We start from the raw sequence: 24,935 nt of genomic DNA on the forward strand, positions 1-24,935 counted from the left end.
ATTATTAGGGGGAGAATTTGTATGAAAAAGGCAGTTGCTTCATTAGCTGTTATGGCGGCGTTATTACCGACATTTTCAGCACATGCGGAAGGGAAAGAGCAAATCCGAAAATCAGCTACAACTTTTAACGTTATTAGTGATATTCAAGGGGACTTAGGGGATTTTGATCACGTATTAAAAGATATGAATAAAGTGATGCCGCTTTCTAGAGCACTTATTATGAATGGGGATATAACGTCAACGGGACAACAGTCACAATACGATGATGTGAAGCGTGTGTTAAACAAAAATAAGCATCCAGAGAATGTATGGTCAACTGTTGGGAATCATGAGTTTTATGCTGGTAAATGGACAGCTGATGGGAAACTCTCTCAAAGTACATGGCCAAATGGTGTAACGGAAGAAACGCTATTCAACCGCTACTTACAATTTAGCGGGCAAGAAAAGGTATATCATAAAAAAGAATTAGACGGTTATCCGCTTTTATTTTTAGGAACTGAAAAATATATGAAATACCACGATTCAAAAATGTGGGATGAAGTATTTATGAGTGATGAGCAATTAGGATGGTTAAAACAAAATTTAGAAGAGTACAGTCAAAAAGATAAAAATAAGCCAATCTTCATTTTCTCTCATCACGTTTTACCTGATACAGTATCTGGATCAAGACAATCACCGTACTTACAAGATTATTTAAATGTTGATAAGTTGTACGATATATTAAAAGACTATCCGCAAGTTGTTTTCTTCACGAGTCACACGCATTGGGATTTAAATTTACCAGACTGGGCTGGTAAAAAGAAAATTGCAGGCGGAGATAAAAAAGGATTTACTGTTGTAAATACGGGCGGAATTGAAACGGGCTGGATGTCAGCTGGACCAAATGGCGGAGAGAAGACTGCTCCTGATGGCTATTCATTTAAACAAGGGTTGCAAGTGAAAGCATATGGTAGCGATGTAATGGTAACAGCGTATGATTACAAACGTGATAAGGAGATAAAAAAATTATTAATTAGTGATTCGAAAATGGCACAAATGGCACCAAATGTAACCGCTGATGATAGTAAAAACGTAATCGTTGGTGCAACGGAGTATATGGAGTACTCTGTAGAAGGAACGAACGAGTGGTTGACGTATAATTCAGGAAACCCACCAAAATTTGATGGGGAAAAAATTGTATACGTACGTCATAAAGGCGAAATGAATTTAGAACCAGGATTAACGCAGCTACTTCGATTTTCGGCAAATAAGTGATTGGAAGAGGGCCTGCTTTTTTAATGAGTGGGTCTTTTTGTTTTGTCGGTAAGTTGATGTAAATTTCATGTACCGTACTGTAGTTAAAATCTTTCATGTAAATCCATTCACCAAAACCGAATTTCAATACATTTTTATCTCAGAAAGATGACTTCATCATTTTTACATGTAATAATAGTATCGTTACATACATTGTGAAAGAAGTACAAAAGGAGCGTTATTTATGAATTTAGCTAAATTCCCGAGAAAAAAATATACAGAGTCATATACACCAATTGAAAAATTGAACAATTTTTCTGAAGCACTTGGTGGACCAACTATTTATTTTAAACGAGATGATTTACTTGGTTTAACAGCTGGTGGTAATAAGACGAGAAAGTTAGAATTTCTAGTTGCGGATGCACAAGCAAAAGGTGCAGATACGTTAATTACAGCTGGTGGTATTCAGTCAAATCATTGCCGTCTAACACTTGCAGCTGCGGTAAAAGAAAAAATGAAATGTATTCTTGTATTAGAAGAAGGGCTTGAGCCAGAAGAGAAGCCGGATTTTAACGGAAACTATTTCTTATATCATTTACTAGGTGCTGAAAATGTAATTGTTGTACCAAACGGAGCAGATCTTATGGAAGAGATGCATAAAGTAGCGAAAGAAGTAAGTGAGAAAGGTAGTACACCATATGTAATACCAGTTGGTGGATCAAATCCTACTGGCGCAATGGGATACGTTGCTTGTGCGCAAGAAATTATGGCGCAATCATTCGATCAAGGAATTGATTTCAGTTCAGTCGTTTGCGTAAGCGGTAGCGCTGGTATGCATGCTGGTTTAATTACTGGTTTTGCTGGAACACAAAGTAACATTCCTGTAATTGGAATCAACGTAAGTAGAGGAAAAGCAGAGCAGGAAGAGAAAGTAGCAAAACTTGTAGAGGAAACGTCAGCTCACGTTGGTATTCCAAACTTTATCCCACGCGAAGCGGTTACATGCTTTGATGAATATGTAGGACCAGGTTACGCGTTACCAACGCCAGAAATGGTGGAAGCAGTACAATTACTTGCGAAAACAGAAGGTATTTTACTGGATCCGGTGTATACAGGTAAAGCGGTAGCGGGACTAATCGACTTAATTAAAAAAGATACATTTAATAAAGAAGACAACATTTTATTCGTACATTCAGGTGGTTCACCAGCGTTATATGCGAATACGTCTTTATTTGCGTAAGTATGAAAAGCATTGGGTATCCAATGCTTTTTTGTTATATAATGGAATTGTTAGAAGGTGAGAGGAGGGAGTATATGAGTTCAAATGTAAAATGGATTATATACACGGTGCTCAGCATTTCTATTTTACTAATTACATTTGTGGCTTATGGAGTGTATTTATATTTCACTTAAGTGAAATGGTAACCAAACCAAAGGAAAAATAAAATAATCGCTGTGTTACATAGCGTAAAACATAAACCGATTATGGCTAAAATTTTTTTCTCAGCTCGGCTACAAAAAGAGATAACGGCTAATAGGATTGCTATAAGAGCGGAAGCAAGTATGAAGTAGGCGAAAGGCACGACATATTCGACTCCAACTCTGTCTAAAATAGGTGTGAAGAGAAAGAGATTAATAGTAACGAATATACTTACAATGAGAAACGTATAACTTTTCCAAGTGTATGTTTTTAATTGCATGGAATGGCACTCCTTCCTTACTATTGTTTATATTTCTAACTATAAGATAATTACCTTTATTTTACAATGTGTGTATTTTTATTGAAAAGAGGTAGATGAATGTGAGGATCAGAAATTTGTCTTTCGTTTTTATTGCCATCTGTATATTCATAATAACCGGCTGTTCAAATATACTAGGAAATGAAGAGCAAAGAATTGAAGTAGAAAAACATATTGGTGATAATGAATATGAGGATCTTAAAGTAGTGACAGAAAATGATGAAGTGTTGCAAGTAAAGAAAATATTAAATGATACTAATTTTGAAAATAAAAAAGTGGAAATGTCTCGTCCAGGTGATTATCGCTTTATTTTTCAATTTAAAAATCCGAAAATAGAGGCGAAAGCTGTGTTGTATCAAATTTGGATAAGCCCGAATAAGGATAAAGTGGAAATTAAGGCGGGGGATAATCAGTACGCTCAATTAGAAGGAAAACATGCAGCCACTTTGTTTCGGATTGTTTCGGGGGAGAAGTTAGTTGAATAAATGTATATATAGTTATAGGAATTCAAAACGTATTTTTCATTTTGGGAGATAACGAGTTTGTAATTTACTCTTATTAGCAAGGAATGTATGAATAAATTTCAACAAAAATGGCTATCTTTTTATTTTGGAATAAATATTGAGAATAGGATTAAATAGAAATTGAACCTTGACTTGATGAGCGTGAGGTTTTACCCTTAGAAGTGCAAAAAAGAACTTTAAGGTGTCCAGTAATCTGTTAATTAATAATAAAAACAGGAAATATATTGTTTTTACAAAGGTTCGGTGTTATGTTTAATTTTCTCAATATAATATTTCGCTTATATAGGAGTGGCTATTTGAATAAGTTAATATTATTAGTTTTATTGGCTACATGCTGTCTCACTATTGCAGGATGTTCTAATAATATGATTACACCAAAGAATGAGTCTAAAACTTCAACATCTGTAAAGATTAAACGTATCAACAAAGCGTGGTACAAACATATATAATAGTTTTAAAGAAACTTGAAATTGTTGATGATAAGGTCATAAGGTGAAATTAGTTAGGCTGATAGTAGATGTTGTGAACCTTGGCGAACAGCGGAAAGCAGTTAAATGTAGTGAAGTAGGGGGATTATAACTTTATAAAAAATGCGAGATTAAAATATTCACAAAAAAGAGTCTACATGTAGACCCTTTTTTGTGGATATTTTTCATAAATAAAGACATCCTATGGTGCCTTCCTCTGATTTGAACCATCTGAAAATTATTTTACCAAGTTAAGTAGTATCGCCCTTTAAAATTCGGCGAATGCGAGGTGCCTGTAATAGCTCGATTGGTGTGGTCCTTTTTTCACTTTATCTACCATCTTTATATATCTTACTATTAAAAAATCTAACTTTAATCGATTAAATGAGATAAAATTTGGTTAAAAACAATGAAATTTTAGGAAAAATAAGGTACACTATTCAATGGTTTTGGTTTAAAATCGATTGACGTTAATATATACGGGGGAAAAATTGATGAATAACAATACAGTACATGAATCAGTTGAAGAAGTTGAGAAAAAACGGGTAAGATCAAGAAAACGTTTTACAAATTGGAAGCTAATCGCTGCGGGTGGCGGTGTAATTGCACTTCTTATTGGAGGAATGAGTTATTATCAGGCAACTCACTTCAATTCGAATGTTACGATTAATGATACAAAGGTCGGTGGTTTGAGCGCTGATCAGGCAATACAGAAATTAAAAACATCTGGACTAGCAAATAAAGTCTATATTGATCAACAACAAATTTTAGATGAACAAGATACAAAAACGGAACTGACGGAAAAAGATTTGCCACAAGTTAAGAAACTATTAAAAAGCCAGTGGACATTTTTCCCTTCCGCAAAGGAAAAAGATTATTCATTGCTACCGAAAGAAGCGGATCAGTATCGTAGTGAAACGATGAAAAAACTTGTAGAAGAAAAGCTTGTTTCTATGAATGAAAAATTAAAAGCGCCTCAAGATGCTATGGCGAAGCTCGAACAAGGAAAAGTTGTAATTTCGAAGAGTGTTGATGGAAAACAGTATGACGTTACGAATCTACTAAAAGATTACGACAAGCAGAAGCATCAAAGCGAAATTCATCTAAAGTCTGCATACATACAGCCTATTAAAGAAGACGATCCGATTATCAAAAAAGAAGAGAAAGCATTACAAAATCTTCTTAGGCAGTCTGTTGATTATAAAGTGCAGGATGAAGTGTATTCATTAAAAGCAAAAGATTTAATTCAAAATGCCTCTATGTCAAAGGACATGAAAGTGACAATCGATGCGAGCGAAATTAAGAATAAGATTGCTGAAATTAATAAGGCTAAATCTACATTACATAAAGACTTCGCTTTTAAAACACATTCTGGTTCGGTTATATCAGTAAAAGGACAAGGATACGGCTGGGCACTAGATGTGGAAAAAGAAACAAAACAGGTTCAACAAGCCTTTGAGAAAGGCGAAAAATCGCTTTCTGCTTCTAATATTCACGGGAATGGTTGGGAGAAGGAAGGAATCGGCTATAAAACAACATCGAATAATGGCATCGGAGACACATATGCAGAAGTTTCAATTGCAGATCAACAAATTTGGATTTATAAAGATGGGAAATTAGTCGTCACAACAAATGTAGTAACGGGTAAACATAGCACGAGTGAAGATACATCACCAGGTGTGTGGTACGTTCTATATAAACGAACACCATACACGCTGAAAGGAAGCGCAGTAGGTAAAGCTGATTATGCAGTTAAAGTAGATTACTGGGTTCCATTCACAAATAGTGGTCAAGGATTCCATGATGCAGGCTGGCGAAAAGACTGGGGAAATAATGCTTATTTAACAGGGGGATCAGGTGGGTGTGTGAACCTTCTTCCTAATGTTGCAAAAACTGTGTATGATAGTTTGAATACTTATGATCCAGTTATCGTGTACTAAAAAATCGCTATGTATTAAGAACTTATACGAATAAACAAAGCAGAAAATCTTACCTGATGGTCCATGAAAAAAAACACCCCTTGAATTCGCATACTAAGTGTGGGAATTCAATGGAGGTGTTTTTTGTTTGTATACAAGAGTTAATTGCTTATAAGAAACAAAGTAAAAAGAGATTAAAATAAAGAATAAGTATTCAAATAGTCAATAAAATTGACAATGAATATCATTTTCACTTAATATAGAATCGTCGCATTTAATTAGACATGAATTTTTTGTTAATATAATAGATTTCTATTAAATTGTCATATTTAGGAACTATCATTAAATCTTTTAAGAATTTAAACGTAGGAAAGGGTAATATAAAATGAACTGGAAAAAAGGCGGATTATGGGTTATTATTTTTTTCGTTGTAAAAGGCACGATTTCTACACTTTTAATCGTTACTGGTGCTAAATATTTTGATTTGTCATTTATGCAACTTTGCGTACTAATACTGATCTTATTACTGATATCTCTCATAAGTCGAAAATTGCTGCATAGACATAAACAAAACAAAAAGCAAAAAGAGCTAAATATATAATGAAGCCCCAGAGACCTTTGGATTTCTGGGGTTTTATTTCGATCGTTTTTCCCACATGTATATCAGCTTAACAGACCAGGTTGTCCAAAATGATAAAATCGATGCTGTTTAAAATGTTTCAGTTATTTTTACATAAGGATTGAAGAGAGCTTTTGAATCAATCTTTATTCTGAAGCTACAGATGCGCATAAATTATGCTCGTTTTTCAATTGGTAGTTTAAATGTAAAAGTACTGCCTTCTCCTAATTCACTTTCAACCGTAATTTCTCCTCCGTGTAGTTCGACAATCCATTTTACCATCGACAATCCTAAACCTGTGTTTCCGGTGCTTGAAGATGTTCGTGCTGCGTCAACTCGATAGAAACGGTCCCATATTTTATCAATATGTTGCTCGCTGATGCCGATGCCATTATCGGAAACTTTACCTATTATGTTGGTTTCATCACGGAACAGTTGCATATGAACAGTTCCGTTCGCTTTGCTATAAGCAATCGCATTCGTTAGTAAGTTCATTAATAAACGCATCATTAATGTTTGATCTGCTTTCATAAACAGGTCTTCCTCTATAGTAGTTGTTATATCAATTGAAGCTTCTTGAACCATTAGTGAAAGCTCTTCTACAACGATTTCCGTTAATTCACTCATATTGATACATTCAAATTGGAAAGTATTATGGTTTCCTTGATCAGCTCTTGCTAATAATAAGAGTTGTGAGATTAGCGCGGACATTTTGCGTGATTGCTTTAAAATTACTTCTAACGATTCTTCCATTTCTTTCGGATTATTCCTCTGCGATAAAGCGTATTCGCATTGCGAAATAATAACAGATGTTGGTGTTCTTAATTCATGAGAGGCGTCAGATGTAAATTGTTTTTCACTTTCAAATGATGTTTCCAATCGCTCAAACATTTTGTCAAAGGTTTGTGCTAAATGATACATTTCATCTTTCGGTGAACCTTGTAAATGAATTCTTTTCGAAAGGTCTTTACCATCACCAATTTTACTAGCTGAGTCACTCATTTGTTGCACAGGTCGAAACGCTCTTTGCGTAATAAAATATCCTCCTACTGCGGCAATGAGAATCAGTAATGGGAATGAGATGAGTGTTATCACAATAAGCGTATTCATCGTTGATGATAATTGGTTCATAGTCATTATTCCACGAACCCACACTTGCTCATCGCCGCCTGCATTATGGAGAAAATCATATACAATCCATTCTTTATTACCGTCTTTAATAGTTTGTATTTCATCGGATTTAAGCGATATCTTTTTATTAAAGCTTGTTGGACTATGTCCTGCCAACGGCTCACCTTGTTTACTATAAATGATGATATTTACTCCATCTTCAAAGGTTTCAAAATCATCGTCCATCTTTAATTGACCATGCTTATATTCGATATCTTCAATGCTTTCTTTTACTGTGCTCTTCAATTGATCTTTCATATTAAAAAGCAAAACTTTATCTGAAGAAGTTAAAATAAAAGCTAACACGAGTGCCATAATAATTACAATTAGCCCCGTATACCACAGGGTTACTCTCATTTTTATTGATAGTCTTTTCATGATTCTACTCGCAATACGTAACCAGTTCCTCGTACTGTATGAATTAACTTCGTTTCAAACTGGCTATCAATTTTTTTACGAAGATAGCGGACGTAAACATCAATAATATTCGAGCCACCTTCATAGTCGTAATTCCACACATGTTGCTCAATTTTATCTCGTGTCAACACAACTTCTTTATTACGAATCATATATTCTAAAATAGCAAATTCTTTACTGGAAAGAGTGATAACCTGGTCTCCTCTTGTTACTTTATGCATATTGCAATCTACCACTAGGTCAGCGATTTCAAACACATTAGATGTGTTTCCTGTATTTCTTCGCATTAACACTCGAATTCTTGCTAACAGTTCGTCAAAAGCAAACGGCTTTACTAAATAATCGTCCGCACCTAAGTCAAGTCCTGTTACACGATCATCAATTGTATCTTTAGCTGTAAGAAGCAAGACAGGGGTTGTATTATTGTCCGCGCGTAATCTTTGTAATACTTGTAAACCATCTATTCCGGGAATCATAATGTCAAGCACAATCAAATCGTAGGTAGCCAGGTTTATATAATCCAAGGCATCTTCTCCATTCCCACATGCATCGACACTATAGTGTTCTGCATTTAATCGTTTTACTAATATATTTTGTAAGTCTTGTTCATCTTCGACAATAAGAACTCGCATTAACATTCTCCTTTTCTTCTTATTAATATGTATCACTATAATTCCAAAACATTAAAGAAAGATTAGAAACGATTTAATTATATCATTTTATTTTTTGTACATTAATCTTCCTTTAATGTTTGTTCAGTAATATAAAGGCAAGGATAAGGTGCACATGTAAAGGGAGGAAAACAGAATGAGAAAGTGGATGCTGATTGGAGCAATGTCTTGTTTATTCTTAACAGCTTGTTCTACTCAAGCTGATAACAATACAGAAGTACAACAACTGAAAGTGGAAAATGATACATTACAAAAAGAAGTTGCTCAACTACAACAAGAACCAAACAAAACAGGGCCTGCTGTGAATGATACGAAGCCAATACAAGATTTCAAAAACGAAGTCTCATCTATTGTAGAAAAGGCAAATAACACGAAACCAGTTGGAGCAAAAGAAGAAAACTTAAATACGTACTTAGCAGCCAAAAAAGAAATTGATCAATTAGATGACAAGATAGAACGATCTGATAATCAGCTAGAAGCGGATTATCGTGCTGGAACGATAACTATTGAACAATATCAAAAGCAAGAAAGAGAACACGATATACTGGAAGATCAATTAGAGCAAGCAGAAAATGCTCTTGAAGCAAGATTTGGAATAGATGATTAATCATGAAGGAGTGGATGAAAATGTTAAAACATAAAAAGAAAATAATGATAAGTGTAATTGCAATTTTAGTAAGTGGTATTGCTATTGTTGGTGGATATTATGGTATGGGCTACAATTATGCCAAAAAGAATGAAAACTACACAGAGAAACAAGTTCGTGAAATTTCTTTAGCTCATACAAATGGGGAAATTATTAATGTGAAAAAAGAATTCGAATTAGAAGATGAAAACTTAACACAATCTAAATTTGAATATGAAGTGGAAATCAAGACACCTGATAATCTGTTAAATAGTTTAAAAGTTAGTGCTAGAACAGGTACGATAGAAATCAATAATGAGGATTAAAAAAATATCGACAAATAAAATATCGTATATTTGAAAAAATCCAGGCTAAGCAAAAATAAAATAAGCTGCCCATATGGACAGCGTATTTACACAATTCTTGTTAACGGTAGCGAAGAAAAAGAAGAATCCCTACTTTCACAAGGGAATCATCTTTTTTGTTCTATGGATCTATGCATTTTTTATACATTCCTATCCTGGTGCGGTTTTAGGGTTCTTGTCTGTTATTGGATTAACCGAAAAACTGTATAAAATCTTGTATACTCTTAGCGTGGTTTTTTCCGAAATACTGGCGGTACCCCATGCCCATCAACTTAAGAACGGAAACAAAGTGAACTTTCGTTCAAATAAACTAAAAAACTCTTAAAACACTATTTATCCATTAAAAATGGGCATGGGTCCTGACGTCAAAAAGCGGATATTATACGTTAAGATATTTTTGGAAGTAAAAAACCTGTTTCCTTTTTTGAGATTTATTACAATAGATAATAATTTATAAATAAAAAAGAGAAAGATTTTTATAATCTCTCTCTTTTTTTATACTAAAAACCGCATTAAAAAACTGCAAGTGCATCAATACATTAGAAATTTTGTGAACATGAAGTACAAGGTCCACCAGTAGGTTGGAATACAACATTATCAACAAAAGCTGTTGCTCCTTCCCCACCTGTAGCAATATTTTGGAAAGCAACACATGCTGTAGTCACACCAGCAGGTATACACACAACAAGAGTATAATGTTGGAAGCTAGATTGCGGTTGATTCGAAGCTGGGACAATATTCGGAATATTCGATGGTCCAAGAGTTGCAGGGAGAGGAGGACATCCATGTCCAAGTTCTGGGAAAGATACAGAAGCTATAAGAAGTGCACCATCCCTTATATCCGCAGCAAAAGAAAACGTAAAACAACAACCTTCGCCAACATCAACCGATTGATTAATACTTCCACCTGGTTCAATTGACGCAGCTAAGATACTAAGTGTCCCATTTGAAAGAATACGACCACTATGGGCGTTTGGAAAACCTACTTCTGTAACATCCCCAATTTGATTCCAACCTGGAACTAGATCGCCTACTAATGGTGGTTCGTCAAATCCAGGGTTATCAAGAATATTAGTACATGGACAACACGCTACTGCCGTAGGTCCAGTCGGCCCAGTCGGCCCAGTCGGCCCAGTTGATCCAGTAGGTCCCGTTGGTCCAGTAGGTCCAGTAGGTCCAGTAGGTCCAGTCGGCCCTATTTGAGGTAGAGGTACAGGGGGGAAAAAACACTCACACGGAATCTCAAATCTCTTTCTAAATTCACTCATTTATACACCAACCTTATCTTTCACCCACTTACACCTTATAACTTATGAATCCGCAAACGTACTAGTATAAGGAAAAAACCTATAAAAATTAAAAAAATATTAAAAACAAGCCCTTATGTCACAATTGTAAACCCATTTCATAATATATAAGGAACACAGATTCACTCCAAATAGCTTTCAATATATAAAAGGGGGTCCCCCTCCTGAAAGTTAACATTTGTGTTAGATATAGCAGTCTGAACTATCTAAGTACAGTAGTTACTGATCCAAATACTAGTTTTATTGCTGTTCCTGTTGGGCCTATTGATAAAAGAGAATGGCAGAATAATGGGGGAGTGTTATTTACAAAAGCACTCTTTTTCTATTTCTCTTTTACAAAATAGGGACTAGCCCCTCCTAATGTCATAAAAATAAAGAATGAGAGGAATTCATCCATATTTCCCCTTAAATAGGTACCACAACATGCCCATCAAGCTAATATTTTGAGAAACCTCCCATAACAAAAATTTTACCTTTTCACAGTTATTTATTAGAGTTTGGCTCAATTTTTCTTTTTTGGGGGTATTTGCTTTTCTTAGCTTGATGGCGATGGGGCGGGCCCCTTATAAAGAAAAGACACTCTAAGGTGTCTTTCTTCAACTTGAACCATCATATGTATTGGGCTCCCATCCAACTATTATTTTACCATGTTAAGTTGTATGGTTTATTGAGAAAAAGCCCTATATAAGGGTACCACATCAGCATTTCGGAAAAAAACTACGCTAAGAAAAAAATATAATAAACTAGCCCATATGGACAGCTTATTTACATCATTCTCGTTAATGGAAGTTAATTATATTTTTCTACGTACTAAATAAAAAGATAAGGCCCCCATAATAACAGGTGCAACGAAATCAAAGAAATGGGAAAAATTAAAAGGAAAAAGAAAAAGAAAGGGTATAAGTGTATAGATAACTGCTAGTCCTATAAATCCAGGAATTCCAAATTGAAATTCTCTACATCGTTTGATTTTCCTGTATAATACTTCCCCAATTAGACAAGCTACAAGAGCCGGTATACTACCATAAGTGACGATCGTTTTAATGAATTCTAATACAACGTTCGGGTGAATAAAGCTAGGATGAGAAATATATGAAATCAAGAACCATCCGAAAATAAAAGCAAACAGACTTACAGCATAACTAATTACAAATTTTATCAACGTAATCATCCTCATAGTTTTCTAATAGTAACTCCATTGTATGACATAACGTCCTATTATTGGTAGCCAGAAAAAAGCGGATCCCTACTCTAAAAAGGCACCCACTCATTCTTCTATACTAGTTTTGTTTTCTTTGCTCTTGCAAACTTCCAAAAAGCTGCAAGTAGTATGAGAAGCGGTATTCCCTGAATGAAGAGAAATCCTCCTAAAAAATAAAGTGCACGACTAACTGGAGGAGGGGCCGTTGCCGACTCACCCGCAAAATAAGCTCCATAATTAGCCGCCACACCTGCATAATCAGTTATCCCACCTATAAGAAGAGCCGCTGGACTTATGATTAGATTTATCCCTAAACAGACCATTATTGATGATAGATTTTTAGCCTTAATTTTTGGTGAAACAGACAAGAAAAACAATAATATTGCAGCGCCGTTTATAAGAAGTAATGTTATTACATAATAAATTCCCATAATATCCCTCCATGACTTTAATTGTACCATCAGCAAGGACAACTTTGTATAAATTTGGATGAATAGGGTCTTCATGTGAGGTTAACATAACGTCTCATTAACAGTAGTCAATGATGCATATAATTTTCGTTTTTGCTTTCTTTTCTGAGCTGGATAGCGGTGGGGTGAGTCATAAATTGTGGAACACATTCCTAAGTTATTATAATATGAAAAAATGAAACTCTCCTTCTGCAATCCATTCAAATGGCTCAATCTCCGCTTTTTTTGAATTCCCTGAAGTGCTAAGCATAAGCAAAATAATTAACTATCCTATGCAAGAAAGTTAGGCTAGTTAATCGCATATGTTTTATTGAAGGGATGTGATTGCATTATGGAACGACCGAATTGGGGAATTGGAGGATTAGTATTCGTTGGCTGCATGTTTCTTGGCGGAGGAGTGGGATCTATATTAGGCGATACGCATGCTGGATGGCTAATAGGGATGGGTGCTGGATTTATTGGGATGGCTTTAACGAGACTGGTCAGAAAGTAATATAACGGGATTCTTCTTCGGGTAAATAAGGGAATATGTACGTAAGTAATTCATGGTATAAGAGCTCTATAAATTATAGTTAGAAACTTCTCTTTTCAAAATTTCTCCATACATAGATATGATTCTCAAGTCGGAGGATGGCACCTTAGGGTGTTTTTTTTTATGCTCTCTAAAAATGTTTTACCATATAATAGATTTCGTGAGATTCCGATAATCTTTTTTGTAATAGAATAGATTCATTACCGTTTCAGACCGACGTATTCATTCATAACCTAACAGTAAAAGGGGGATGATTCAAGGTATGGCGTGTAATGATGAATTAATTTGTCAACAGTTTGTAAGAATTATCGGTGGCCAAGAAGGATTCGCCGGTGGAAAATGCGTGGCAACAATAAATCGGGATGAAATAAAGGCAACAATTTTAGGAAAACGTTTTAGAGTAACAACTTCCTTCTCATTCGAATCAAGAGATAATAAAACTGGACGGGCATTATGTTTAGGACGGGTAGCGCTCTTACAAAAAGAGGTCAATGGATTTGTTGCTACAATTATTAAACAAGGAATAATCGTTTCGTCTATACACAATGAGTGGTTATGTGATGATCCAAATTTAATTTACGTTAATATCGAAGACGTTGATGATCCGCTAAGCTTCGCAAGGAAAGTTAGAAAAGCGTTATGTAATTAACCAATCTATTTAGTTAAATGAGCAATATAAAAGGATCTTCAATCGAAAGATCCTTTTATACATAAGGTGAAGGTTTTTCTTTGTATTTCATTAATTAAGTTCACTTGACTAGCAAACGAACGTAATTCCTATGCACGAATCGATATAATAATAATCTCCGCCTTTATTGTAGCGTGAGTGTTAGTCAAAATTAAATATATACGACAAATTTTGACAAAGAAATACATACATTTTTGTTATGATATGAAAGTTATTGATTTGTAATGTATATATAGGAGGATTTTTTAATGTTAAAGAAATTGTTATTTTTTGTACTTTTGAGTTTGTGTGTAATGTCTTTAAGTGCTTGTAAAGGTGAAGAAGAAAAATTAAAAGTAGCATCAGATGAGCAAAAAATAGATGAAGATAAAAAAGTAGCGGAGGAAGAAAAACGTAAGCAAGAAGAGCAACAAAGAGCAGAAGAAGAGAAGCGTAAACAAGTAGAGCAACAAAGAGCAGAAGAAGAGAAGCGTAAGCAAGAAGAGCAACAAAGAGCAGAAGAAGAAAAACGTAAGCAAGAAGAGCAACAAAGAGTAGAAGAAGAGAAGCGTAAACAAGAAGAGCAACAAAGAGTAGAGGAAGAAAAACGCAAGCAAGTAGAGCAGCAAAGAGCAGAAGAAGAGAAGCGTAAACAAGAAGAGCAGAAGACTCAGCAACAACAGAGAACACAAAAACAAGAAAAAACAACACAAGCAACAGGTGGGAAACCAACAAGATCACAAATTTCAGTTGGTTCACATGTAGTTATTCAATTAGATAATGACTATAGCAAAACTGTAAGTGGTGTTGTGAAAGACATTTTAACACATAGTGAAACACATACATACGGCATTAAAGTTCGATTACAAGATGGACAAATTGGCCGTGTTCAAAGTGTTAACTAGTGAAAGAAGATTTGACTACTTTTCAAATAAATAAAAACTACAAAAAAACGGTTCTTTCGTAAAGGAACCGTTTTTTTGTAACGTTTTGCTTAGTGTACGAAATTTGCGTTTTGTTGATGTCACCACACCTCTATCAAGTTATCACATACAAGGTAATAGATGTTTTTATAATTTGAAAGGAGAGGAAACGAGCTTGGAGGGAGTACTGGAACCATACAATAAATACACTCAGGGGGCATATTTGAGAAGATTAAATCAATGGAAAAGGAAATGTTTTTTTGTCTGGGCTATGGACCTATCCGCCCGTGCTAATGAACTAAAAGAAGAACTTCCCCATACCGATTAGACTACTAAGCATTCCGATTCCATTCATGGTGCCTTTTCCCACTGTAAGTAAGTTTCCAAGCATTCCTGGCTGACCGTAACCTCCGTTATTCCCCCATCCCATGGGACTTATCTGTCCGCCCCATCCTGGAGAGTTTCCGAAAATACCCCAGTTATTGGTACTGAATTTAAAAGCCTTAGCTGGCGGCGATAGTAAAGCGGCAAGATTACCGTGTGCGAACATCCCTGCATGATTGAATGGTTGGGCCCAGGGGAAGGGAGGTTTTTGAAAATTAAAAGCAGCATGGCCTGGTAATGGAGTCCAATTAGCAGGATGACCTTGGGGCATCATCCCTGCATAATGGCTTGGCTGCCCCCAAGAGAAGGGAGGGAATTGGGGATTGAAACCCGTATAATTGGCTGGTGAATCCCAACCAAATGGATAGACTCGACAACTCCAATTCTCAGGAACCTTCAGACTATCCATTCCCTCCGCTTTAGTTATTTGGGGCTGTGAATATAATGACGACATTGAAATTTGGTTATTATATGTTTCACCGTTTCCCTTTGAATTCAAATACCAATATTGGTACATAAGCTTAATCCCCTCACTTTAAAAATGTAATGTTTGACTTAGCCTATGTAATATTCCTTTTTATGGATGGTTACATAACTAGATTTACAAGCCTGTATTTAAATGTTTATAAAAGTGTAATCAATAAAAAAATTTTAAAATGTTATGTTGATCAAGTGGAATTGTTAAAAAGAGAATATCTATACGAAGAGTTTGGCAAAATACTGCAAGGATAATGTATTTTTGTGCAGATATGCAAACGATTTAAACGAATCAATGGAATTTATAATGAAGGGGCAAATAAATATATGAATGAAACATTACATAAAAGAAAACCACCATATTTAATGCTTGTAATCCTTTTTATTGGGGCATTTGTTTCATTTTTAAATAACTCCCTTTTAAATGTAGCCTTGCCATCAATCATGAAGGATTTAGACATTAAAGATTATTCAACAATCCAGTGGCTTTCTACAGGGTATATGCTTGTAAGTGGTATATTAATTCCGGCATCAGCATTTTTAATAACCCGCTTCTCCAATAGGAGCTTATTTATTACATCTATGGTGATTTTTATTTTTGGTACGGCCTTAGCAGCTGTAGCACCGAACTTCGGTTTATTACTTACTGGCCGGATGGTTCAAGCAGCAGGTTCTTCAGTCATGGGGCCTTTGTTAATGAATATTATGCTAGTAAGCTTTCCAAGAGAAAAAAGGGGAACAGCAATGGGGATTTTTGGATTAGTTATGATTACAGCTCCAGCAATCGGACCGACACTATCAGGTTATATTGTAGAGTACTATGACTGGCGTTTGCTGTTTGAAATGATTTTACCGCTAGCAATCATTAGCTTACTGTTAGGGATTTGGAAATCGGAGAATGTCATGAGACAAAACAAAAATGCAAAACTTGATTATCTCTCATTACTATTATCTTCTGTCGGTTTTGGCGGTTTGTTATATGGATTCAGTTCTGCAAGCTCCGATGGTTGGACGAATAAAGTGGTCTTAACAGCCTTAATCATAGGCGCTATTTCCCTAATTGCTTTCATTATCCGTCAATTAAAAATGAATGAGCCTTTATTGGATTTACGTGTTTACAAGTACCCAATGTTTGCACTTGCGTCTGTAATTGCAATTGTCAATGCGGTGGCTATGTTTTCGGGTATGATTTTAACACCAGCTTATGTACAAAATGTCCGCGGTATTTCGCCGCTGAGCTCTGGGCTGATGATGCTTCCAGGTGCGGTAATAATGGGGGTTATGTCACCAATTACAGGTAAACTATTTGATAAATATGGCCCGCGAATTCTTGGCATAGTAGGACTTTCCATTACAGCTGTTTCAACTTATATGCTGGCAAACCTGCAAATCGACTCTAGTCACACACATATTATTCTTATTTACACACTGCGGATGTTTGGGATGGCGATGGTGATGATGCCACTTATGACAAATGGCCTTAATCAATTGCCAACTCGCTTAAATCCGCACGGTACGGCTGTTAATAATACAGCTCAACAAGTGTCCGGTTCGATTGGTACTGCTATTCTTGTTACGATTATGAATTCAGTAACAAAAACAAAAGCTGAAAGTCTAATGTCTGAAGTAGATCCAACAACCTTCACAGAAGCTACGAAGGCAATATTAACTCAGAAGGCATTATTATCCGGAATTCAATATTCATTCTATGTAGCGCTTGGCATGAATGTTGTTGCACTACTATTAGTTTTTTTCGTTAAACGTGTAGATACAAGCCCGGAAGCTGTCGAGAGGTTAAATCGGTAGAGCAAAATAAAACGCGAGATAATGATTCCTACAAGTTTTTTTTGCTGATTAGTTAGACCATGAAAAAATGCAAATTTCTGTTGCTAAGGCGCTGGTATTTAAACCTGGAAAAGAACCAGTGAAATAATTACACATAGTGAAAAGGATCTGATATTCATATCAGATCCTTTTCACTAGTAACGCAGTATACTTGCTTATCGTATTTGTTTGAATAGACATTAGAAATTACTGATTTTCCAAATACTACAATCTTTAGCTCTCAATTTCTGATAAACATAATAATAATACGCTTCATTTTCATTTAGTATTTTTTTCTGCAAGTTATAAAACTAATGTCAACAAACAACTTAGATTACCAACCTTATAAGCAATATCATAATCGTGAATAGTTAGGGAAAAGATAAAATAAGGTAATCAATTACATATCTTTATCCCAGGCGATTCATTGTTATCTTCTTTTTATTGAATGGGATATTTTATTTCATGCTTTTTTGAAAGGGTGTTTTTAATGGATAAAAAAGTATCTGCCATTCCTCAGCCGAAAACATATGGACCGCTGGGGAATCTCCCATTAATCGATAAAGATAAACCGACCTTATCGTTTATCAAGTTGGCGGAAGAGTATGGTCCCATTTTTCGAATTCAAACTTTAAGTGATACCATCATTGTCGTTTCTGGACATGAACTGGTAGCAGAAGTCTGTGACGAAACACGGTTCGATAAAAGTATAGAGGGTGCTTTAGCAAAGGTTCGTGCCTTTGCTGGAGACGGATTATTTACAAGCGAGACTCACGAGCCTAACTGGAAAAAAGCTCATAATATTTTGATGCCCACATTCAGCCAACGGGCAATGAAAGATTACCATGCCATGATGGTCGATATTGCCGTACAACTCGTTCAAAAATGGGCACGGCTTAATCCAAATGAAAACGTGGATGTTCCGGAGGATATGACTCGCCTTACATTAGATACAATTGGTCTGTGTGGTTTTAATTACCGATTCAATAGCTTTTATCGTGAGACCTCTCATCCTTTTATCACTAGCATGACCCGTGCTCTAGATGAGGCGATGCACCAATTACAGCGACTGGATATAGAAGACAAACTCATGTGGAGAACGAAACGTCAATTTCAGCATGATATTCAATCCATGTTTTCTTTAGTAGATAATATTATTGCTGAACGTAAAAGTAGTGGAAATCAGGAAGAAAATGATTTACTTTCCCGTATGTTAAATGTGCAGGATCCGGAAACTGGTGAAAAATTAGATGATGAAAATATTCGTTTTCAAATTATCACTTTTTTAATAGCTGGGCATGAGACAACAAGTGGATTGTTATCTTTTGCAATCTATTTTTTATTAAAGAATCCAGATAAATTGAAAAAAGCCTATGAAGAAGTAGATCGTGTTTTGACAGATCCTACACCAACATACCAACAAGTTATGAAACTTAAGTATATCCGGATGATTTTAAATGAATCGCTACGTCTATGGCCTACTGCTCCAGCATTCAGTCTCTATGCAAAAGAAGATACAGTGATTGGTGGGAAATATCCAATTAAAAAAGGAGAAGATCGTATTTCTGTTCTTATTCCGCAGCTACATAGGGATAAAGACGCGTGGGGAGATAATGTGGAAGAATTCCAACCTGAACGATTTGAAGAGTTGGATAAGGTTCCTCATCATGCTTATAAGCCATTTGGAAATGGTCAACGAGCATGTATCGGTATGCAGTTTGCACTTCATGAAGCCACACTCGTAATGGGAATGCTTCTTCAACATTTTGAATTCATCGATTATCAAGACTATCAGCTGGACGTAAAACAAACATTAACGCTAAAGCCTGGTGATTTTAAAATTAGGATTCTACCCCGAAATCAAACTATTAGCCATACTACTGTTCTTGCGCCTATAGAGGAGAAATTGAAAAACGATGAAATCGAACAGCAAGTTCAGAAGACTCCTTCTATTATTGGAGCCGATAATCTTTCGCTTCTTGTTCTGTATGGATCGGATACAGGGGTAGCAGAAGGTATTGCAAGAGAACTAGCAGATACAGCTAGTTTAGAAGGTGTTCAAACGGAAGTGGTAGCTCTTAACGATCGAATTGGAAGTCTGCCAAAAGAAGGGGCGGTTCTTATTGTAACTTCTTCTTATAATGGAAAACCACCAAGTAATGCAGGGCAGTTTGTGCAATGGTTGGAGGAATTAAAACCGGATGAACTAAAAGGTGTTCAATACGCAGTTTTTGGTTGTGGAGATCATAATTGGGCTAGTACTTATCAGCGAATTCCAAGATACATTGATGAGCAAATGGCTCAAAAAGGAGCAACAAGATTTTCTACACGTGGAGAAGCGGATGCAAGTGGTGATTTCGAGGAACAGCTCGAGCAATGGAAACAAAGTATGTGGTCTGATGCGATGAAGGCATTTGGATTGGAACTTAACAAAAACATTGAGAAAGAACGCAGTACATTAAGTTTACAATTTGTTAGTCGTCTTGGAGGATCGCCTCTTGCGCGAACATATGAAGCAGTTTATGCATCTATATTGGAAAATCGTGAACTTCAATCATCTAGCAGTGATAGAAGCACACGACATATCGAGATATCCTTGCCAGAAGGCGCTACGTATCAAGAAGGAGACCACCTTGGGGTGCTGCCAATTAATAGTGAGAAAAATGTCAACCGAATTTTAAAACGCTTTGGATTAAACGGGAAGGATCAAGTCATATTGAGCGCAAGTGGGCGTAGTGTAAATCACATACCTTTAGACAGTCCTGTTCGTTTATTTGACCTTCTTAGTTATAGTGTAGAAGTGCAAGAAGCAGCCACTCGAGCACAAATACGAGAAATGGTGACATTCACAGCATGCCCTCCTCATAAAAAGGAATTGGAATCATTATTGGAAGAGGGAGTTTATCATGAACAAATATTAAAGAAACGTATGTCAATGTTGGATCTTCTTGAAAAGTATGAGGCTTGTGAACTCCGATTTGAACGCTTTTTAGAACTTCTTCCTGCGCTCAAACCGCGTTACTATTCTATTTCAAGCTCTCCACTCGTTGCACAGGATCGTCTGAGTATTACGGTTGGTGTTGTTCATGCACCTGCATGGAGTGGGGTAGGGACATATGAAGGAGTAGCTTCTAATTATTTAGCTCAGCGTCATAATAAAGATGAGATTATCTGTTTCATTCGAACGCCACAATCAAACTTTCAATTACCTGAAAATCCAGAAACACCAATTATCATGGTTGGACCAGGCACTGGAATTGCACCATTCCGTGGATTCTTACAAGCGCGTCGTGTGCAAAAGCAAAAAGGTATGAAGGTAGGAGAAGCACATCTATACTTTGGTTGTCGTCATCCTGAAAAGGATTATCTCTATCGTACAGAATTAGAAAATGATGAAAGAGAGGGATTAATCTCTTTACACACAGCTTTTTCTCGCTTAGAAGGACACCCTAAAACATATGTACAGCATGTAATAAAAGAAGATAGAATCCATTTAATTTCGTTATTAGATAATGGGGCCCATCTTTATATATGTGGTGATGGAAGTAAAATGGCTCCTGACGTAGAAGATACCCTTTGTCAAGCATATCAAGAAATTCATGAAGTCAGTGAACAAGAAGCAAGGAATTGGTTGGATCGTGTGCAAGATGAAGGGCGATATGGAAAAGATGTTTGGGCTGGTATATGAATGTTTCTTAATTAGATACATATTAACTAATGAACTTCTTTCGAATAAATTTCACTTTATTAGTATAGTGTATTTAGATGAATAGTGATTAACCGGACTATTTAGTATCTACTAAATAAAAAAACAGGACCTGATATTCATCTATCAGGTCCTGTTTCACATAGACATTATACATGGATATTTTCCACACATTATCAATGTTTGTAATGTAGTTAGTCTTGTGGGTCAGCGATAAAATCAGATATTATTTTTTCGATATCAAAAGGAGTAATCCCTTTATCCAAAGAAAAAATGCTTTCTGCTTCTTCGATGTCTTGAACGAGTTCACCTCTAGCTTCAATATGTAATCGGAACAAATCATATAAATTCGGTTTAACTAAATTAGTAAAAGCCTTTCCAACTAGTATCATACCTTTTTGATTAGCCTCGATGGTATTATCATAAGTTAGATCTCTTGTAAGAGACAAATCTGTCCAAATCAATTTTCGTTCCTTTAAGTCTAAGATAACTGGAATAGATATTTGGGTGTCGGCAGTAATATCCACTTTATCTTGAACAGTAGAAGGTTCAAATATTTCACCTGAACCAGGATATTGACGAACCATCCAACCAGTAAAGCATTCTGGTAAATCTTTATATGGTTGGTCTGTGTAAGAAAGCAAAGTCATGACTACATAGCGTCCACCGTATTTCAGCACAGACGGAATATCGAAATCAATGAATTCAGATGCCCCCTTTGGTGCAGAAGTAATATCTCCGCTATGGTAGGCTTTGAAATTTTTTGAACGTAAGTTTGTGAAGGATACATGTTCTTTGTATTGCCAATCTTCGTCGTACATTGCAGCAGACAAATCAATGTCAACGCGTCCTGTATGTTGTCCATTCACATAGCCTTCTTTCCACCATAGGAAAAAACGAATCGTATCTCCTTCTGGTAAATCTACTTTACTTCCTCGAGATAATGTGCGAAGCGCTTTGCTGGCTGAACGTTGAGAGAAGGGGACTAAGTGATTTTTTAACTGTTCATCCAAAAATACTTTTCCGAGACTTGGAAGTTCTGCGAAGCGCTTTTTTAAAGTATCTTCACACATTTTTACAATCATTAAACAAATAGCCTCTGAGATAAATGGAAGTGTATTTTCAATACCTATAGCTTTTGCTACATTTCCCTTTGGAAAAAAGGTACGAAATTCATTTTTATCATTTCGATGCTTAAAATGAGCCGTAAGTTGAAGTAATACAGGAGTAGAAACGTTTCCTATTATACTTAGAAAATCTTCGAGAATATTGAAAACATCTGTTGACTTATCACTACATAAACGGATTAAATGATCCAAGCGTCTGGCAAATTCCCCCGGGCGAGTTTTTAAAAGATTTTTCGCTGTCATGATATCACGATTCAACAAAGCTGCTTCTATTTTTCCATTAAATGTTTCAACTTTAATGTTGTTGCGAAGAATCTCAAATGCTCGGTGGGTTTTGGAGAAACGAGTATGATATTCTGCTGGATGAAGAATTTCACCTAAACGAATCCAACGTTTTTTGTATCGAAGCATATCTTCGGTAATGTTTCCGCATTGCTCTAACAATCCTAAAAGGAAGCGTCTTTCTGCTCGGTTAAACTTCTTGAATCGAACGGAGGATGCTAAACTCACATCGCCTTCAGATAAAGCAACTGCAAGGCGAAGAACATCAGTTGCTGTTTTAAAATACTTTGCAGCAGCATCGGCTGATATTTTTCTGTTTATTAATAAAACCCCAATTATAAAAGACATATTTTCCTTATGAGGAATTACATTAGGTAGAAAACAGGAAACATCTTCAGTGTGTGTAATAGCCCATTCTACATCTGTCTTATCAGTTGAGGAAATAGAGCTGTTTGCACTAATCAATTGAGAAATCATTTGATTGAAATCTTCTTCACTTCCTAAGTCAATAACTTTCAAATCAACGCTATCTAAAAGAGGAAGTCGTTCTTCTATTTTTGATACAGGTAGGCGCAACGTCACATAATGAATAATGGCATTGATGTATAAATCAGCGTCACTTAAATCCATCATTTGTTGCGGAAAGTTTGGATACATAGGAGTAAACTGAATATGTGCTCCAACCATTTCTTTTAAATGTTTTACCAACTCTTTGTAAAACGATGTGAATGCATCAACCGAAAGTGTTTGCAACTCTTCTATTAAAGGCTCGGAAAAAGTAAATCCTAAACTTTCCAAGTTTTTTAAAACAGTGGCTAAATAAATGTTCGGTAGTTTATTTTCTTCTCTTTTTATAATTACTTTCAAACTTCTTCTTATATAAATAGAATTTTTCATGAGAACGCCAGCTATTCACTCCTTATAAAAGAGGGGAATAGTCTGACTGTCCTCCTTTCAGTGGTAGATTTTTATTTTTACATGCATAAACACACTAATTGTAGAGAAATGCACAGAGGGTACATAGCTATTTTTTAGTGAAAAATTAGGGGTATAACATTTAGTTGTTAAGTGGTAATTTGTTAATTAAGAAAAGAAAACCTCTACATCAATGGTTTGATAAACTAAAGTTTATTCAGGACCAAAGAAGAAAGAGGTTTTATAGTCTAATTATTTTTCATAGGGAATTGACAACTCTAAAACAATTTGAAATTTCTACAAAGAAGGAAGAATTGTCATAGCCTATGTGTTTAGCAGGAAAGTAACATCCCTATTTCGCCAAAGAAGTTAGAAGGAAGGAACGTCATAGCCTGCTTTATTAGTATATTCTCTTGCGAAGAGCAATTCAAGTATACTGTCTGATTTTTTTAATTTTTCCTAAATGGGAATTTTCATGTTTATCCCGTATTAACGGGCAGCCCGACTGGTGAGGGGGATTAAAGTTTCACTTTATAAATAGAGAGACCATCACATGCTCTTTTTATAATACTATTACGGGAGGATTTTTATTTTTGATATATTATACCATTTACTTAATGGTATAATATGGTATTCTTTCTATGGAATGGAGTTGAATGAGTATTATAAATACAAAAGGTGAAATTAAAAAAACAAAAAGAAATGTATTACTAACTATACTTACTATGTTAGTAATTATAATTGGATTTGGATATTGGAAATTTTTTAGTTTGCAAGGTGTTCCAAAAGGGGAATTAATTCGAACAGTGAAATCTCCAGATGGAAAATATCTCATCAAGACTTATTTTCATAATGCAGGATCATTAAGTGCGGATGCTGTTAGGGGTGAATTAGTTAATCTTGATACAGATTCAGAGAAAAATATATATTGGAACTATCCAGATACCGATCCATATATTGAATGGATAAATAAGAATATTGTTAGAATTGGAGATCAAACTTTAGATATTTCACAGAAAGAAACCTATGATTGGCGTGATGATGATAAGCACGTTAAAGAAATGCCTAAACAGTTTATTAGATAAAACAAGGAAATTTAAATGTATTTAATCTTATTTGTTTAACTATAGATAGTATGATATGAGTGAAAAAGTCCATTTAAATCTTCTAAATGGACTTTTTTAGGTTTCTAGATACGACTACTGATAAAAATGGAACAAACTTGTTGCTTAGGTTGTCTATTAAGTATACGTATAAAACAGGGGCTCATGATAGTTCGCTCATTTTATGAAAAGTGAGATGCAAGAAGAGTGATATCCGATACACTCTTTAATTGTATCGATATGTATAACACCTAGAAAAACCATATAT

The 24,935-nt window shown here is 35.5% G+C and carries 21 protein-coding genes; 13 read left to right on the top strand and 8 right to left on the bottom strand.

What is annotated here, in order from left to right; all coding sequences use genetic code 11:
- The first annotated feature begins 21 nt into the window (after positions 1-21).
- Both QCI44_RS12070 and cuyA read left to right on the top strand, forming a co-directional pair.
- On the top strand, positions 22-1,254 hold the full coding sequence (locus QCI44_RS12070) for a DUF4073 domain-containing protein (protein WP_016134896.1): 1,233 nt from the start codon (positions 22-24) through the stop codon (positions 1,252-1,254).
- 223 nt (positions 1,255-1,477) lie between these two features.
- Positions 1,478-2,473 (top strand): D-cysteate sulfo-lyase, encoded by a 996-nt coding sequence (gene cuyA / locus QCI44_RS12075; protein ID WP_016087211.1) that lies wholly within the window; start codon positions 1,478-1,480, stop codon positions 2,471-2,473.
- Between the two features lie 169 nt (positions 2,474-2,642).
- On the opposite strand, the gene QCI44_RS12080 is transcribed toward cuyA, so the two are convergent.
- Positions 2,643-2,933 (bottom strand): hypothetical protein, encoded by a 291-nt coding sequence (locus QCI44_RS12080; protein ID WP_016134895.1) that lies wholly within the window; start codon positions 2,931-2,933, stop codon positions 2,643-2,645.
- A gap of 101 nt (positions 2,934-3,034) precedes the next feature.
- Between QCI44_RS12080 and QCI44_RS12085 the strand changes: the two genes are divergently transcribed.
- From QCI44_RS12085 to QCI44_RS12095, 3 genes are all read left to right on the top strand, one after another.
- The gene (locus QCI44_RS12085) at positions 3,035-3,457 is read left to right on the top strand and encodes a YhfM domain-containing protein (RefSeq protein ID WP_016134894.1); all 423 of its coding nucleotides are present in this window, start codon (positions 3,035-3,037) and stop codon (positions 3,455-3,457) included.
- A 1,000-nt stretch (positions 3,458-4,457) separates the two neighbouring features.
- Positions 4,458-5,903 carry a L,D-transpeptidase family protein gene (locus QCI44_RS12090; RefSeq protein ID WP_016134893.1) on the top strand — a complete coding sequence of 482 codons (1,446 nt, stop codon included), beginning with the start codon at positions 4,458-4,460 and terminating at the stop codon, positions 5,901-5,903.
- Between the two features lie 364 nt (positions 5,904-6,267).
- Positions 6,268-6,483, top strand: coding sequence for a hypothetical protein (locus QCI44_RS12095; protein WP_016087215.1), 216 nt, complete (start codon positions 6,268-6,270; stop codon positions 6,481-6,483).
- A gap of 192 nt (positions 6,484-6,675) precedes the next feature.
- On the opposite strand, the gene QCI44_RS12100 is transcribed toward QCI44_RS12095, so the two are convergent.
- Positions 6,676-8,049: a sensor histidine kinase gene (locus QCI44_RS12100; protein ID WP_016087216.1), complete on the bottom strand. Its 1,374-nt coding sequence runs from the start codon at positions 8,047-8,049 to the stop codon at positions 6,676-6,678.
- Positions 8,046-8,720: a response regulator transcription factor gene (locus tag QCI44_RS12105; RefSeq protein ID WP_016087217.1), complete on the bottom strand. Its 675-nt coding sequence runs from the start codon at positions 8,718-8,720 to the stop codon at positions 8,046-8,048. Before QCI44_RS12105 ends, QCI44_RS12100 begins: the two co-directional genes overlap by 4 nt.
- Positions 8,721-8,895: 175 nt before the next feature.
- Here QCI44_RS12105 and QCI44_RS12110 point away from each other — a divergent pair, with 175 nt between their 5' ends.
- Both QCI44_RS12110 and QCI44_RS12115 read left to right on the top strand, forming a co-directional pair.
- The gene (locus QCI44_RS12110) at positions 8,896-9,366 is read left to right on the top strand and encodes a lipoprotein (protein ID WP_016087218.1); all 471 of its coding nucleotides are present in this window, start codon (positions 8,896-8,898) and stop codon (positions 9,364-9,366) included.
- A gap of 20 nt (positions 9,367-9,386) precedes the next feature.
- A complete protein-coding gene (locus QCI44_RS12115; protein ID WP_016087219.1) occupies positions 9,387-9,710 on the top strand; it encodes a PepSY domain-containing protein in 324 nt (107 codons plus the stop codon).
- A gap of 578 nt (positions 9,711-10,288) precedes the next feature.
- On the opposite strand, the gene QCI44_RS12120 is transcribed toward QCI44_RS12115, so the two are convergent.
- From QCI44_RS12120 to QCI44_RS12130, 3 genes are all read right to left on the bottom strand, one after another.
- Positions 10,289-11,017 carry a collagen-like protein gene (locus tag QCI44_RS12120; protein ID WP_353811154.1) on the bottom strand — a complete coding sequence of 243 codons (729 nt, stop codon included), beginning with the start codon at positions 11,015-11,017 and terminating at the stop codon, positions 10,289-10,291.
- An 832-nt stretch (positions 11,018-11,849) separates the two neighbouring features.
- Positions 11,850-12,227: a hypothetical protein gene (locus QCI44_RS12125; RefSeq protein ID WP_033659860.1), complete on the bottom strand. Its 378-nt coding sequence runs from the start codon at positions 12,225-12,227 to the stop codon at positions 11,850-11,852.
- A 104-nt stretch (positions 12,228-12,331) separates the two neighbouring features.
- Positions 12,332-12,688 carry a hypothetical protein gene (locus QCI44_RS12130; RefSeq protein WP_016134891.1) on the bottom strand — a complete coding sequence of 119 codons (357 nt, stop codon included), beginning with the start codon at positions 12,686-12,688 and terminating at the stop codon, positions 12,332-12,334.
- 370 nt (positions 12,689-13,058) lie between these two features.
- Between QCI44_RS12130 and QCI44_RS12135 the strand changes: the two genes are divergently transcribed.
- The 3 genes from QCI44_RS12135 (at position 13,059) to QCI44_RS12145 (ending at position 14,831) form a co-directional block, all read left to right on the top strand.
- Entirely contained in the window at positions 13,059-13,220 is a 162-nt protein-coding gene (locus QCI44_RS12135) for a hypothetical protein (RefSeq protein WP_000441005.1), read from the top strand.
- A 301-nt stretch (positions 13,221-13,521) separates the two neighbouring features.
- Entirely contained in the window at positions 13,522-13,908 is a 387-nt protein-coding gene (locus QCI44_RS12140; protein WP_016134890.1) for a DUF1259 domain-containing protein, read from the top strand.
- Positions 13,909-14,195: 287 nt separating this feature from the next.
- Positions 14,196-14,831 (top strand): YwbE family protein, encoded by a 636-nt coding sequence (locus QCI44_RS12145; protein WP_353811155.1) that lies wholly within the window; start codon positions 14,196-14,198, stop codon positions 14,829-14,831.
- Between the two features lie 316 nt (positions 14,832-15,147).
- Here the strand turns inward: QCI44_RS12145 and QCI44_RS12150 are convergent, their stop codons facing one another.
- Positions 15,148-15,750, bottom strand: a complete 603-nt coding sequence (locus QCI44_RS12150; RefSeq protein ID WP_016134888.1) for a hypothetical protein — start codon at positions 15,748-15,750, stop codon at positions 15,148-15,150.
- A 287-nt stretch (positions 15,751-16,037) separates the two neighbouring features.
- On the opposite strand from QCI44_RS12150, the gene QCI44_RS12155 reads away from it, so the two are divergent.
- Positions 16,038-17,516 (top strand): DHA2 family efflux MFS transporter permease subunit, encoded by a 1,479-nt coding sequence (locus QCI44_RS12155; RefSeq protein WP_033660094.1) that lies wholly within the window; start codon positions 16,038-16,040, stop codon positions 17,514-17,516.
- 508 nt (positions 17,517-18,024) lie between these two features.
- Positions 18,025-21,222, top strand: a complete 3,198-nt coding sequence (gene cypD, locus QCI44_RS12160) for a bifunctional P-450/NADPH--P450 reductase (protein ID WP_016134886.1) — start codon at positions 18,025-18,027, stop codon at positions 21,220-21,222.
- Between the two features lie 212 nt (positions 21,223-21,434).
- Here cypD and QCI44_RS12165 read toward each other — a convergent pair whose 3' ends face one another.
- Entirely contained in the window at positions 21,435-23,546 is a 2,112-nt protein-coding gene (locus QCI44_RS12165; protein WP_033659719.1) for a TerD family protein, read from the bottom strand.
- A gap of 674 nt (positions 23,547-24,220) precedes the next feature.
- Between QCI44_RS12165 and QCI44_RS12170 the strand changes: the two genes are divergently transcribed.
- Positions 24,221-24,649 carry a DUF5412 domain-containing protein gene (locus tag QCI44_RS12170; protein ID WP_016087230.1) on the top strand — a complete coding sequence of 143 codons (429 nt, stop codon included), beginning with the start codon at positions 24,221-24,223 and terminating at the stop codon, positions 24,647-24,649.
- The last annotated feature ends 286 nt before the right edge of the window (positions 24,650-24,935 follow it).

Origin of the sequence: Bacillus cereus group sp. RP37 (assembly GCF_040459695.1) — a bacterium.
GTDB lineage: Bacteria > Bacillota > Bacilli > Bacillales > Bacillaceae_G > Bacillus_A.

Excerpts from the sequence above, each read along its gene's own strand:
- QCI44_RS12070 (WP_016134896.1), top strand. The coding sequence starts at position 22 with ATGAAAAAGGCAGTTGCTTCATTAGCTGTTATGGCGGCGTTATTACCG.
- cuyA (WP_016087211.1), top strand. The coding sequence starts at position 1,478 with ATGAATTTAGCTAAATTCCCGAGAAAAAAATATACAGAGTCATATACA.
- QCI44_RS12080 (WP_016134895.1), bottom strand. The coding sequence starts at position 2,933 with ATGCAATTAAAAACATACACTTGGAAAAGTTATACGTTTCTCATTGTA.
- QCI44_RS12090 (WP_016134893.1), top strand. The coding sequence starts at position 4,458 with ATGAATAACAATACAGTACATGAATCAGTTGAAGAAGTTGAGAAAAAA.
- QCI44_RS12095 (WP_016087215.1), top strand. The coding sequence starts at position 6,268 with ATGAACTGGAAAAAAGGCGGATTATGGGTTATTATTTTTTTCGTTGTA.
- QCI44_RS12100 (WP_016087216.1), bottom strand. The coding sequence starts at position 8,049 with ATGAAAAGACTATCAATAAAAATGAGAGTAACCCTGTGGTATACGGGG.
- QCI44_RS12105 (WP_016087217.1), bottom strand. The coding sequence starts at position 8,720 with ATGCGAGTTCTTATTGTCGAAGATGAACAAGACTTACAAAATATATTA.
- QCI44_RS12110 (WP_016087218.1), top strand. The coding sequence starts at position 8,896 with ATGAGAAAGTGGATGCTGATTGGAGCAATGTCTTGTTTATTCTTAACA.
- QCI44_RS12115 (WP_016087219.1), top strand. The coding sequence starts at position 9,387 with ATGTTAAAACATAAAAAGAAAATAATGATAAGTGTAATTGCAATTTTA.
- QCI44_RS12120 (WP_353811154.1), bottom strand. The coding sequence starts at position 11,017 with ATGAGTGAATTTAGAAAGAGATTTGAGATTCCGTGTGAGTGTTTTTTC.
- QCI44_RS12125 (WP_033659860.1), bottom strand. The coding sequence starts at position 12,227 with ATGATTACGTTGATAAAATTTGTAATTAGTTATGCTGTAAGTCTGTTT.
- QCI44_RS12130 (WP_016134891.1), bottom strand. The coding sequence starts at position 12,688 with ATGGGAATTTATTATGTAATAACATTACTTCTTATAAACGGCGCTGCA.
- QCI44_RS12135 (WP_000441005.1), top strand. The coding sequence starts at position 13,059 with ATGGAACGACCGAATTGGGGAATTGGAGGATTAGTATTCGTTGGCTGC.
- QCI44_RS12140 (WP_016134890.1), top strand. The coding sequence starts at position 13,522 with ATGGCGTGTAATGATGAATTAATTTGTCAACAGTTTGTAAGAATTATC.
- QCI44_RS12145 (WP_353811155.1), top strand. The coding sequence starts at position 14,196 with ATGTTAAAGAAATTGTTATTTTTTGTACTTTTGAGTTTGTGTGTAATG.
- QCI44_RS12150 (WP_016134888.1), bottom strand. The coding sequence starts at position 15,750 with ATGTACCAATATTGGTATTTGAATTCAAAGGGAAACGGTGAAACATAT.
- QCI44_RS12155 (WP_033660094.1), top strand. The coding sequence starts at position 16,038 with ATGAATGAAACATTACATAAAAGAAAACCACCATATTTAATGCTTGTA.
- cypD (WP_016134886.1), top strand. The coding sequence starts at position 18,025 with ATGGATAAAAAAGTATCTGCCATTCCTCAGCCGAAAACATATGGACCG.
- QCI44_RS12165 (WP_033659719.1), bottom strand. The coding sequence starts at position 23,546 with ATGAAAAATTCTATTTATATAAGAAGAAGTTTGAAAGTAATTATAAAA.
- QCI44_RS12170 (WP_016087230.1), top strand. The coding sequence starts at position 24,221 with ATGAGTATTATAAATACAAAAGGTGAAATTAAAAAAACAAAAAGAAAT.